Genomic DNA, 11,964 nt, shown 5'->3' with positions numbered 1-11,964 from the left:
GATCCGGAGTGGCGTCCCCCTGGCCTAGGCTCGAAACGTGATCCGCCGCAGCGACGCCCTCGACGCGGGTCTCGCCGTGCTCGCGCTGGTCCTGTCGGTGGGCGTCCTGGCGTCAGACGGGCTGGGCACGCCCGATGCCGGGGTGCGTCACCTCGACGGCCCGGGCGTCCTGCTGGCCGCGGCGACCGCCCTGCCGCTCGCGGTCCGCCGGCGGGCGCCGATGGCGGTGTGCCTGATGACGTTCGCGGCGAGCGGCTTGCTGTACCGGTTCGGATACCCGTTCGACCTGCCGCTCGGCCCCGGCATCGCGATCTACACGCTCGGCTCGGCCTACGGCGGTGATCCGCGGCCGTGGCGCCGCCGGCTGGCGCTTCAGGTGGCGCTCGCGTTCGCGCCGCTGCTGGGGTTCGCCTACCTGCTGCGCGGGGAGGACGTCGGCGCGATCCTCGTGCCCGAGCTGCTGGGGCTCGCCCTAGTCGCCGCCACGCTCTACCTCGCCGGCGACCGTGCGCGGATGCGCCGCGAGCGGATGGCCGAGCTGGAGGAGCAGGCCCGCCGCGCCGGGCGGGAGGCCGAGCGCGAGCGGCGGCTGGCGGTGGCCGAGGAGCGCACCCGCATCGCCCGCGAGCTGCACGACTCCGCCGGTCACGCGATCAACGTGATCCTCGTCCAGGCCGGCGCCGCCCGCCTGCTGCACGGCCGCGACCCCGACGGCTCGCGGCAGGCGATCTCCGCGATCGAGGACGTCGCCCGCGGCACGATCGGCGAGATCGACCGCCTGGTCCGGGCCCTCCGCGACGACGGCCCGGTCCCACCCGCGCCCGCCGACCCCACCGCGCTGGCCGAGCTCGTCGAGCGCCACCGGGCCGGCGGCCTGGCCATCGCCGCCGAGATCCCGCCGCCGGGCCGGGCGCTGCCGCACGGCGTGGCCTGGGCGGCCTACCGGATCCTGCAAGAGGCGCTGACCAACGCGGCACGGCACGGGCGGGGCACCGCGGACGTGGCGGTGCGGTTCGCGGCGGACGCTGTCGACATCACGGTCACCAACCCGACCGCGGCCGCGGCGTCGACCGGCGGCGGCCACGGCATCGTCGGCATGCGCGAACGCGCCACCCTGCTCGGCGGCACCCTCGACGCGGCGGCCGAGCGCGGCATCTTCCGCCTGCACGCGCACCTACCCCACGGCCAGCCAGCATGACCGACCACCAGACCCCACGGCCGACCCCACCACCACCAGCAACACGGCCGACCCGACCGGCTTCATGGCCACCAGCAGCGCGGCCCACCCTGCCGGCTTCACCACCACGACCGGCACGGCTGACCGCTTCAGCGCGTCCGACCGCCGCCGCCGCCGCGCGGGCGCGCGGCGGGCCGGGAGCGGCACCGATCGGGGCGGCGGCGTGATCCGGGTGCTGGTCGTGGACGACGACGATCTCATGCGTGCGGGGCTGCGGGCGGTCCTGTCCAGCGACGAGTCCATCGACGTCGTCGGTGAGGCGGCCGATGGGCGGGCCGCGGTCGACAGCGTCCGGCGCCTCTCGCCCGACGTCGTGCTTATGGACGTGCGCATGCCTCGCCTCGACGGCATCGCGGCCACCCGCGAGCTGATCGCGGCGGCGCCGGAGACCCGAATCCTGATGTTGACGACGTTCGAGGACGACGACTACGTGTTCGGTGCGCTGAGTGCGGGTGCTTCGGGGTTTCTGCTCAAGCGCACCCGGCCGGAGCAGCTCATCGAGGCGATCCACACGATCGCGGGCGGTGAGTCGCTGCTCTCGCCGTCGGTCACCCGCACGGTGATCGACCGCATGGCTCGCCAGCCGCAGCCCGACCCGAGCGCGGGCCGCCGGCTGCGGGAGCTGACGCCGCGCGAGCGCGATGTGCTGGAGCTTGTCGCGCGCGGGCTGTCCAATGCGGAGATCGCAAAGTCGCTGATCGTCGAGGAGTCGACGGTCAAGACCCACGTGAAGCGCATCCTGGCCAAGCTCGACCTGCGCGACCGCGTCCAGGCGGTCATCCTGGCCTACGAGACCGGCCTCATCCGGCCCGGCGCCTGACGGCAGGCCGCCACACCCGGACACCCCAAAGCCGCCCAGCCCCACGCCCCACACCCGGACACCCCAAGGCCACCCAGCCCCACGCCCTCCACTCGCGGAGGTGGCAAAGGCCACCCGGCCGGATTCGCGCGGCGCGGACTACCCTCTCCCCCATGGCCGTTTCGTCGTTTCTCGTGCCGTTGGGCACGCCCGCGCCGGACTTCGCTCTGCCTTCGGTCGCCGGGCCGGAGGTGAAGCTCACCGACGTGTCCGCGCCGGCGTTGCTCGTCGTCTTCCTCAGCAACCACTGCCCCTACGTGCGGCACATCGAGTCGGCGCTCGGCGCGTTCGCCGCCGAGTATGCGGGCAAGGGGCTCGCCACCGTCGCCATATGCAGCAACGACGTCGACAACTACCCGGACGACGACGTGCCGGGGCTGGCCGCGCAGGTGGAGCGGGCCGGGTTCACCTTCCCCTACCTGGTGGACAGCTCGCAGGAGGTGGCCAAGGCCTACGCCGCCGCGTGCACGCCGGACTTCTTCCTGTACGACGCGCAGCGGCGGCTTGTCTACCGGGGCGCGTTCGACGAGGCGCGGCCGAAGAACGACCTGCCGGTCACCGGCGACCTGCTGCGCGCCGCCGCGGACACCGCGCTGCGTGGCGAGGCCGTGCCGGAGCCGCACGTGCCGAGCCTCGGCTGCGGCATCAAGTGGCGCCCCGGCAATGAGCCGCCGCCGGTCAGCTTCCTGTAGAAGGCTTGCGGAGTAGCGGCCGCCGCCCGTCGTGCCCCCTACGTCGAGGCAGATTTCCCCGCCTTCGCGTCAGCTCCGGACCGTGCACCGCCCGGCCGGCGGCTCGCGGGCCGAGCCGAGATCACCGGCCGTCCACTGCCGGGGCTCGCGAGACAAGCTCCAAAGACCCCTACCTTCCGCCGCCCTCACGCCGCGTCACCAGTGGGGGTCGGAAACGTCGAGATCTAGGAGACTTTGGGTTGAAATGGCACCCTAACTCTCCTAGATCTCGAATCTCGCACCACTCACACCGCCAGAGCGGTTACTCGCGGCGACGAGACCCCGCAGCCGCCATCCGGAAGAGACATTGGGATAAAGCCCCACCCCAGGGGCAGCTCAAATCTTTCGCCCACCCACCCCTGATCAACTCCGCCAAATCCGGTGGCGGGTCAGGCGCAGCCTGAGCCGGCGCACCGGCGTTGACCGGCCAGGGCCTCCGCCAATCCGGCCGGGGGCTCCTCGCCGCCGGCCAGGCGGTTCGTCAGCTGCCAGGGGTCGGTGGTCAGGTCGTAGTACTCGCGTTCGGTCCGGCGGCCGTCCGCGTCGTAGTACTCCGTATACTGGTAGCGGCCCCACGCGAAGAGCGACGCCCAGGTCGGGAAGCTCCCGTTCGCCGGGTCGCGCCAGTACTCCATCAGGATCCGCTCCCGCCGCGACGGGCCGAGCAGCGACCGGCCGTCCACCTCGTAGCTCGGGCGCAGGCCGGCGGCGGCCAGCAGCGTCGGCGTCACGTCGACGAGGGCGGCCATCCGGGGGTCGGCGGCGCCGGCCCGCACGTGCCCGGGCCACCACAGGTAGACGGGCACGTTGACCGACTCCAGGTACGGCGTGAACTTGCCGGGCAGCCCGTGCTCGCCCCACGCCTTGCCGTTGTCCGAGAGAAGCACCACCAGCGTGTTTTCCAGCTCCCCGCGGGCGGCCAGGTGCTGCCGCACCGACTCCACGGCATCGTCCACCGACAGCAACGTGCGCAGCTGCGCCGTCCGCGTGGCACGGCCCTCTTCGAACCCCACCGAATACTTCCGCACCCACGACGGCTTGTCGCGCCGGTCCGTCTCGCGCACCGCCGGGTTGCCGTCCCACGGAAACGAGCGCTTCGCGTACCGGTCCTCCGGCGTGTAGGGGGAGTGCGGCGCGGTGAAGCCCGCGTACACGAACCACGGCCGCGCGTCGTCCGACTCGAAGCCGTCCAGGTACCGGTTGACCTGCTCGCCGATGAACGTGGTCGAGTAGCCCACCCGCCGGCTCTTCCCCTCGATCGAGAACCACGCGCCGTCGTACCCCCCGTGGGTGAGCGCCCAGTGGTCGAAGCCCGGCGGCCGTTCTTCCAGCGGCCACCGGTTGAAGAGCTTGCCCACCGCGGCGGTCCCGTAGCCGGCGGCCTTGAGGTCGTGCTGGATCGTGCGGCGGTGGTCGTAGCGGCCGATCGCGTCCTGCTGGTTGACCCCGTGGTTGTGCGTGTGGCGGCCGCTCAGCAGCGACGCGCGGCTCGGGCAGCAGCTGGGGGTGGTGGCGACGGTGTTCGGGAAGTACGTCCCGTCGCGCCGCAGCCAACCCTCCATCTTGGACATCACCTCGGTCGACCCGGTGCGCGCGTCGTCGAGGACCAGCAGCAGGATGTTCGGCCGCGGCGGCGCCGCCGCGGCCCCCGGCCGGATGAACACAAACCCCGCGACGCCCGCGAGCAGCACGGCCAGGGCCGCGCCGCCGCGAGCGCGCCACGAAAACGAATTCACCCCTAAATACCATCATTGGTACGAAAGGGTGCCCTCTCAACGCGCCGGACAAGCGCTGTGAGAAATCACTTACGGAGCCGGGCCAGCCGTCCCTGCTCGCCCGACGCCCAGCAGGTGCCGTCGGGCGCGCAGTCGACCGCGTCGAAGCTGCCGGTGTCGAAGCGGGTCCACGTACGGCCGCCGTCCCGCGAGACGTCGCTGCCGGTGGGGCCGACCGCGAGCGCGGTGTTCCACCTCCACGGCACCCAGGCGGCGCCGGAGCGGTACTCCCCCGGCACGGTCCGCGCGACCTGCCACGTGCGCCCGCCGTCGCGGCTGGTCGCGGCGCCGTCGGGGGCGGCGGTGGGTGCCGCGAAGTCGCCGCCCACCGCGATGCCGTGCCACGGGTCGCGGAAGGCGAGCGAGTAGATGCCCGCCGACGCTCCACTGGGGACCGGCGAATCGGCGGCCTTCCATCTCCGCCCGCCGTCCGGTGAGGCGAAGACCCGCGCGGTCGCGCCTCCCCCAGTCGCGAAGAAGGCGAACGGCCCGGAGGTCACCAGGCAGGTGCCGCTGGCCGCGAACGCGAACTCGCCCGCCAGGGCGTCCGGCATCCGGTCGGCGGGCAGCACCCGCCACGAGCGCCCACCATCCACTGTGGACGCGATCCGGAACCTCCCGTCGACCGGGTCGGAGAGCGCCAGCCCGCGACGGTGGTCGAAGAACGCCATGCAGTCGTAGAACGCGCGCGGGTCGTCGTTGCGGAACGCCTCGGTCCAGGTGCGGCCGCCGTCGCCGGTCGCGTACACGCGGGACGCCTCCCCCTCGCCGATCGACAGCGCGACGGCACGGTCGGCGCCGAACGCCTCGATGTCGCGGAACTGGAGGTCGGCGGTGTCCGGCGGGCCGACCTGCGCCCAGGTGCGTCCACCGTCGACGGTGCGCAGCACGGTGCCGGCCGAACCGCTGGCCCAGGCGACCTTGGCGCTGACCACGTCGAGGCCGCGGAGGCGGGCGGTGGAACCGGTCTCGGCGAGCTTCCAGGAGTACCCGTGGCCAGCCGCTTCAGCCGGTGCGGCGGTGACGGCGAGAAGGATTGCGGGGATCACGGCGAAGATCGCTCTCATACACGCAAAACATACCGTACGCACGTCAATGTGAGGATGTTAACGCTCATCGATACTGACGAACACACGCTGTGAATGATCCAATACGCCATGGTCTCCGCGTCGCTGTGGCGAGATCGCGACTTCACGCTGTTCTGGGTAGTGCAGACGCTGTCCGTCGCGGGCGACTCGTTCTCCTATGTGGCGATTCCGCTCCTGGTGCTCCGCGGCACCGGGTCGGTGTCGCAGATGGGTCTGCTCACTGGCCTCGCCGGTGCGGCGACGATCCTCACCGGCGTATTCGCCGGCGCGCTCGCCGACCGGATCGACCGGCGGGCGCTGCTGATCGTCTGCGACATTTCGCGCGCCATTTTGTACGCGCTGATTCCGATCATGTGGTTCTTCTCCCCGCAGATCTGGCTGCTCTACGCGATCGTGCCGCTCGGCGCCGGGTTCGCGATGATCTTCCGGGTGACCTACGTGGCCGCGCTGCCCAACCTCGTCGACCCCGAGCGGATCACCGAGGCGAACGCCCGCCTCTCCGCCACCTACGCCGCCGCCGCGGTGGGCGGTCCGGTGGTGGCCGGCATCCTCTCCGGCCTGTACAGCCCGACCGTCGCGGTCGCGGTCGACGCGGCCACGTTCACGGTCTCGGCGATCGGGCTCTGCTTCGTGCGGCTGCGCGTGCGCACGGCGCCCGGCGAGCCGCGCCAGCCGGACGGCATGTCGTGGCGCGACCTGGTGGTCGGCGTGCGGTTCCTGTGGCGGCATCCGGTGCTGCGCGCGCTGACCATGCTGCTGTGGTTTCTGACGTTCCTGACGCTGGGACTGACCGACATCATCGTCTACTACGTGGGGCACGAGCTGCGCCGGCCGGACGCCACCGTCGGGTACGTGCTCGCCGCGGCCGCGTTCGGCACGATCGTCGCGGCGTTCGTGGTGGTGCCGGCGCGGCGGACGTGGGGCTTCGGCGCCTGCTGGATCGGCTCGTACGCGCTCTGCGGCGTCGCCATCGCCGGCATCGGCATGACCCGCAGCGTCCCGGTGGTGGCCGCCCTCGCCACCACCGTCGTCTTCGGCATCGGTGTGGCCGGGATCTGCTCGATGTCGCTGCGCCAGGAGGTGACGCCGGATCACCTGCTGGGGCGGGTCACGTCGTCGTTCTGGACGATCCACTCGGCGCTCGGCCCGGTCGGCGCGGCGGTGCTGACCGCGTCGGCCGCCAACCACGGCGTGCCGGCCACGACCCTCGCGGCGGGCGTGGCCTGCCTCCTGGTGGCGGTGGTAGGCACCCTGACGCCCGCGCGGCAGGCCAGACCCGAGCGGCTAGCCGTGGAAGCCCCGTGATCAAAGGTCCGCTCAAGCAGCTCCAACGGCGTGTGAGGACCTTTGCGCACCCCGGCTGGGCGCCGGGGTGAAGGTGCGGTAGTGGCGCATCTGTAGCAACAGCCAGCCGACGCTGACCGCGCCGAGCACCACGTACCCGAGGATCGCCCCGATGCTGTCCCACAGCGTGTGCAGGACGATCGCGCCGGCGAGCGTACCCAGGAAAATCCAGACGCGGCGGCCGCTCGGGCGGGCGGCGAGGGCGTAGAGCGCGCCGGCCGTCAGGCCGGTCCAGGCGGTGTGGCCGGCGGGCGCGAGGAGGCCGCGCACGAAGAGGGTCTCCTCGACCGCGCCGATGTCGCCGCGGGAGGCGAGCAGCGCGGTGAACGCGTAGCCCATCGTCTCCAGCGCGGCGAAGCCCGCCCCGCAGGCCACGCCGATGACCAGGCCGTCGCTCGGCTCGCGGCGGCGCCGCCACAGCACGAACAGCAGCGCCGCCGGCACGATCAGCTTCGCGCACTCCTCGATCACCGCGACGAAGAGCATCGGCAGCGCGCCGAGGTCGCGCAGCGTGTCGTACTCGAGCTGCCCGGCCACGACCACGCCGACCACGCCGCCGAAGAACGCCGCGACGGCCAGGATCCAGGCCGGCACCTGCCACCGGCCGGAGCGCCCCGCGGCGAAGGTCAGGAACGTCGCCGGCACACCGTCGCGCCGAGCAGGATGGTGGTCGGCACGAAGTTCGGGTTGCGCGTGTCGACCATGGTGCGGAGCACGGCAAGGTAGAGCACCAGGCCCACCACCAGCACCGCGACCCACGCCCACCGCCGGTAGGCCTCGTTCATTCGATCACGGTACGTCTACACCACGGTCACCGGGTGCCGAACGATCGCACCGAACAGGTATCCCAGCGTGTTGTGCGGCACCGTGTCGGGCTGGGTCACGCCGGTGACGTCGGTGGCGCGGGCCCGCAGCGTGTACGCGCCCGGCGCGGGGTGCCACGGGTACTCCCACCGCTGCCACGCGCCGCCCGCCCCCACGCGCTCGGCCGGGCGCCAGGTGCGGCCGTCGGTGCTCACCTCGACCCGGCGGACGCGCCCGTTGCCCGACCACGAGCGGCCGCGCAGCACCTGCCGGCCGGCGGAGAGCGTGCCCTCCCACGGCAGCTCGAACGCGCTCTTGACGGTCTGCCGCCCGACCAGCTCACCCTCGGCTGGGTAGGTGGGGCCGAAGAGGCGGTAGAACTGCGTGTTCCACGGCGAGAGGAGCGGCTCGGCGGAGACCTCCAGCTGGCCCAGCCACTTGATCGACGAGATGCCGATCCAGCCGGGCACCACCACGCGCACCGGGAAGCCGTGGTCGGGCGGGAGCGGCTCGCCGTTCATCTCGTAGGCGAGCAGCACGTCGTGCAGTGCCTTGTCGATCGGGAGCGGGCGGCGCACCGGACCGAGGTTGACCCCGCCGCTCACGAAGTCCGGGTCGAGGCCGACCGGCTGCACGTCGACGGCCGTGCGGGAGAGGCCGGCGCGTTTGAGCACAGTGGACAGGCGCACGCCCGTCCAGCGGGCCACGCCGATCGCGCCGAGCTTCCAGGCGGTACCCGAGACGGTCTGACCCTGCTGGCTGGTGAAGAAGCCGCGCCCGTTGCCGGCGCACTCGATCGCCGCGGTGACCGTGTCGGACGGCAGGTGACGCAGCTCGCGGTAGGTGAGCTCGACCGGCCCGCGGCGCAGGCCACTGCCGTGGATCCGCAGCCGCCAGGCCGCCGCGTCGATCCGCGGCGTGCGCGTGTGGTTGCGCACGAAGAAGCGGTCCACGGGTACGAGCGCGCCGGTGTCGCGCAGCGCCTCCCACTTCGTCTCCGCGTTGGTGCCGAAGACGGTGAACAGCTCCGGCGGCAGCGGCTTGAGGATGGGTGGGTCGGCGGCCCGGGCGGGCGTGCCTCCGACGGCGGCGCCGGCCGCCACCCCTATGCCGGCCGCGGCCGAGAGCCGCACCAGGCTCCGGCGGGACATCTCCACCTTGTCCATATCGAGGACGTTACTCTATAGGTTTAGTAGGAATCAATCGATCAGGTTTCAAGAAGTCGCGGCGCGTGGCGGCTCCGTAGCATGAAGATCGTCTGAGAGACCGCCAGAAGGAGAGCCGCCATGCCCGCGAAGAAGGCCGCCAAGAGCACCGGCACATACGAAGGCTTCAGCGCCGAGGAACGCGACGCGATGAAGGAGCACGCCAAGGAGCTGAAGGCGCGCGGATCCAAGGCGGACGCGGAGGCCGCCGTGCTCGCGAAGATCGCCGAGATGCCCGACTCCGACCGCGTCATGGCCGAACGCATCCACGCCATCGTCACGGAGAGCGCGCCGAGCCTCTCCCCCAAGACCTGGTACGGCATGCCCGCGTACGCCAACGCGGCCGGCAAGGTGATCTGCTTCTTCACGCCGGCGGCCAAGTTCAAGGCGAGGTACGCGTCGTTCGGCTTCAACGAGGACGCCACGCTCGACGAGGGCACCATGTGGCCGACCGCCTGGGCCTTGACGAAGCTGACCGCCGCCGACGAGAAGCGGATCGCCGCGCTGGTGAAGAAGGCGGCGGGCTAGTCCTCGGCGGGCCGCAGCCGCCAGCCGACCGCCACCTTCGGCGTGGGCGGCTCGATGACCACCGGCACCACCGTGCCGCCGCGCCGGAGCATCAGCGAGAGCACGGCCGCGCCGATCGCGAGGCCGCCGGCCACGTACCAGGCCAGCGCGTAGGTGCCGAGCTGGTCGCGGACCAGGCCGGCGCCCGTGGCCGCGACCGCCGCGCCGGCCTGGTGCGAGGCGAACACCCAGCCGAAGACGACCGGGCCGCTGGCGCCGAAGTACTCGCGGCACAGCGCGACGGTCGGCGGCACCGTGGCCACCCAGTCGAGGCCGTAGAAGATGACGAACACCAGCATGCTCGGCCCCACCGAGTCGGCGAAGAGGGTGGGCAGCACGAGCAGCGAGCCGCCGCGCAGCGCGTAGTACGCGCCGAGCAGCACCCGGGGGTCCATCCGGTCGGTGAGCCAGCCGGAGGCGATCGTGCCGGCGATGTCGAAGAGGCCGACCAGCGCCAGCAGGCTGGCGGCCGTCGTCTCGGTCATGCCGTGGTCGTGTGCGGCCGGGATGAAGTGCGTGCCGACCAGGCCGTTCGTGGTCGCGCCGCAGATCGCGAAGCCGCCGGCCAGCAGCCAGAACGCCCGGGTCCGGGCCGCCGCGCGCAGCGCGCCCACGGCCCGCGCGGCCGCACCGCCGGTGGCCGGCGCCGGCGGCGGGTCGTCCCCGGCGGCGCCGTAGGCGGTCACGCCCAGGTCGGCCGGCCGGTCGCGCAGGCGCCACAGCACCAGGGGTACGACGGCGAGGGCGGCCGCCGCCACGATCAGCGCCGCGGTGCGCCACCCGTTCGACTCGACCACCGTGGCCAGGAGCGGCAGGAAGACCAGCTGGCCGGCCGCGCCGCCGGCGGTGAGCACGCCGGTGACGAGGCCGCGCCGCTTCACGAACCACCGCCCGGTGACCGTCGCCACGAACGCGAGCGCCATCGAGCCGGTGCCCAGGCCGACCAGGACGCCCCAGCAGAGGATCAGCTGCCAGCTGGCGTTCATGAACACGGTCAGCCCGCTGCCCGCCGCGACCAGCACCAGCGCCCCGGTCACCACGCGCCGCATGCCGAACTTCTCCATCAGCGCCGCCGCGAACGGTGCGGTGAGGCCGTACAGGATCAGGTTGACGGAGACGGCCGCGGAGATGGTGGCCAGCGGCCAGCGAAACTCCTCGTGCAGCGGGTGGAGCATGACCGACGGTGTGGCGCGGAAGCCGGCGGCGCCGACGAGCGCGACGAAGGCGACGACGGCCACGAGCCAGGCAGGGTGAAGACGGCGGGTCACGGTCCGAGTTTCGATCAAGGGGTACCGAACGACGAGTGGCCCGCGAGCCATCATGCGCAATAATCGGGCCATATACTCGGGTGCATGCCGATCGCACCGGACGCCCATCGCGTCGCCGTCCTCGCCCTCGACCACGTCGTCGGTCTCGACCTCGGCACACCCTCCCAGGTGCTCGGCGCCGCGCGCGACGCGGCCGGCCGCCGGCGGTATGCGGTGGACACGTGCACGCCGACCGGCGGCCCGGTCCGCTCCGCCGCCCGGTTCCAGGTCCTGCCCGACCACGGCCTGGAGCTGACCGAGACCGCCGACACCGTCGTGGTGCCCGGCATCCACGGCGGCCCGCCACTGACCGACGGCACCCTCGACCCGGCGGTCGGCGAGGCGCTGCGCGCCGCGCACGGCCGGGGCGCGCGCATCGTGTCGATCTGCACGGGCTCGTTCGTGCTCGCCGCGGCCGGACTCCTCGACGACCGCCCGGCGGCCACCCACTGGGCGCACGCCGAGACGTTCCGCACCCTGTACCCGAAGGTCAAGCTCGACCCCGACGTGCTCTTCATCGACGACGGCGAGATCCTCACGTCGGCCGGCGTGGCCGCGGGCATCGACCTGTGCCTGCACGTCATCCGCCGCGACCACGGCACCGAGGTGGCCAACCACGCCGCCCGCCGCTGCGTGGTGCCGCCGTGGCGGGAGGGCGGGCAGGCGCAGTACACCGAGCACCCCGTCCCCGAGATCGGCGTCACCGGCACCGCGCCGACCCGCGAGTGGGCCCTCGCCCGCCTGGCCGAGCCACTCACCCTGCGGGCGATGGCGGCACACGCCCGGATGAGCGTGCGCACGTTCACCCGCCGCTTCCGCGAGGAGACCGGCGCGAGCCCGGCCCGCTGGCTGCTCCAGCAACGCGTCGACCGCGCCCGGCTGCTGCTGGAGACCACCGACCTCGGCGTCGACCAGGTGGCCCGCCAGTCCGGCTTTGGCACGGCGGCCGCGCTGCGCCAGCAGTTCCAGCTGTCGATCGGCGTCCCACCGACCGCGTACCGCCGCACCTTCCGCGGCCACGTTTGATCCACTCTCTACAGTCAAGGC

12 protein-coding genes are annotated in these 11,964 nt (G+C 72.8%); 6 read left to right on the top strand and 6 right to left on the bottom strand.

The genetic code is table 11. From position 1 onward, the window contains the following. Positions 1-37: 37 nt before the first annotated feature. The 3 genes from AC5L36_RS25500 to AC5L36_RS25490 all read left to right on the top strand — a co-directional run bounded on the left by AC5L36_RS25500 (position 38) and on the right by AC5L36_RS25490 (position 2,788). Positions 38-1,198, top strand: coding sequence for a sensor histidine kinase (locus AC5L36_RS25500; RefSeq protein ID WP_441221069.1), 1,161 nt, complete (start codon positions 38-40; stop codon positions 1,196-1,198). Positions 1,199-1,262: 64 nt separating this feature from the next. After that, positions 1,263-2,057, top strand: a complete 795-nt coding sequence (locus AC5L36_RS25495) for a response regulator (protein ID WP_441221067.1) — start codon at positions 1,263-1,265, stop codon at positions 2,055-2,057. A 152-nt stretch (positions 2,058-2,209) separates the two neighbouring features. Continuing rightward, entirely contained in the window at positions 2,210-2,788 is a 579-nt protein-coding gene (locus AC5L36_RS25490) for a thioredoxin family protein (RefSeq protein WP_441221065.1), read from the top strand. Between the two features lie 428 nt (positions 2,789-3,216). On the opposite strand, the gene AC5L36_RS25485 is transcribed toward AC5L36_RS25490, so the two are convergent. After that, positions 3,217-4,563 (bottom strand): sulfatase-like hydrolase/transferase, encoded by a 1,347-nt coding sequence (locus AC5L36_RS25485; protein ID WP_441221063.1) that lies wholly within the window; start codon positions 4,561-4,563, stop codon positions 3,217-3,219. A 65-nt stretch (positions 4,564-4,628) separates the two neighbouring features. After that, entirely contained in the window at positions 4,629-5,669 is a 1,041-nt protein-coding gene (locus tag AC5L36_RS25480; RefSeq protein WP_441221061.1) for a WD40/YVTN/BNR-like repeat-containing protein, read from the bottom strand. Positions 5,670-5,744: 75 nt separating this feature from the next. Here AC5L36_RS25480 and AC5L36_RS25475 point away from each other — a divergent pair, with 75 nt between their 5' ends. Then, entirely contained in the window at positions 5,745-6,995 is a 1,251-nt protein-coding gene (locus tag AC5L36_RS25475; RefSeq protein ID WP_441221059.1) for an MFS transporter, read from the top strand. A 12-nt stretch (positions 6,996-7,007) separates the two neighbouring features. On the opposite strand, the gene AC5L36_RS25470 is transcribed toward AC5L36_RS25475, so the two are convergent. Genes AC5L36_RS25470 through AC5L36_RS25460 form a run of 3 tightly spaced genes read right to left on the bottom strand, consistent with a single transcriptional unit; the run spans position 7,008 to position 9,004 of the window. After that, positions 7,008-7,679, bottom strand: a complete 672-nt coding sequence (locus AC5L36_RS25470; protein ID WP_441221057.1) for a PrsW family intramembrane metalloprotease — start codon at positions 7,677-7,679, stop codon at positions 7,008-7,010. After that, a complete protein-coding gene (locus tag AC5L36_RS25465; RefSeq protein ID WP_441221055.1) occupies positions 7,661-7,819 on the bottom strand; it encodes a hypothetical protein in 159 nt (52 codons plus the stop codon). Before AC5L36_RS25465 ends, AC5L36_RS25470 begins: the two co-directional genes overlap by 19 nt. Before the next feature lie 15 nt (positions 7,820-7,834). After that, positions 7,835-9,004, bottom strand: a complete 1,170-nt coding sequence (locus AC5L36_RS25460) for a sulfite oxidase (protein ID WP_441221053.1) — start codon at positions 9,002-9,004, stop codon at positions 7,835-7,837. A 120-nt stretch (positions 9,005-9,124) separates the two neighbouring features. Between AC5L36_RS25460 and AC5L36_RS25455 the strand changes: the two genes are divergently transcribed. Further along, entirely contained in the window at positions 9,125-9,571 is a 447-nt protein-coding gene (locus AC5L36_RS25455; RefSeq protein WP_441221051.1) for an iron chaperone, read from the top strand. Here the strand turns inward: AC5L36_RS25455 and AC5L36_RS25450 are convergent. Next, complete coding sequence (locus AC5L36_RS25450) at positions 9,568-10,878, bottom strand: MFS transporter (protein WP_441221049.1); 1,311 nt, start codon at positions 10,876-10,878, stop codon at positions 9,568-9,570. The genes AC5L36_RS25455 and AC5L36_RS25450 overlap by 4 nt on opposite strands. A gap of 84 nt (positions 10,879-10,962) precedes the next feature. On the opposite strand from AC5L36_RS25450, the gene AC5L36_RS25445 reads away from it, so the two are divergent. After that, the gene (locus AC5L36_RS25445; RefSeq protein WP_441221047.1) at positions 10,963-11,943 is read left to right on the top strand and encodes a GlxA family transcriptional regulator; all 981 of its coding nucleotides are present in this window, start codon (positions 10,963-10,965) and stop codon (positions 11,941-11,943) included. Positions 11,944-11,964: the final 21 nt, after the last annotated feature.

This window comes from Phytohabitans sp. LZ39 (assembly GCF_059359075.1).
This window is presented reverse-complemented; position numbering and strand designations above follow the sequence as displayed.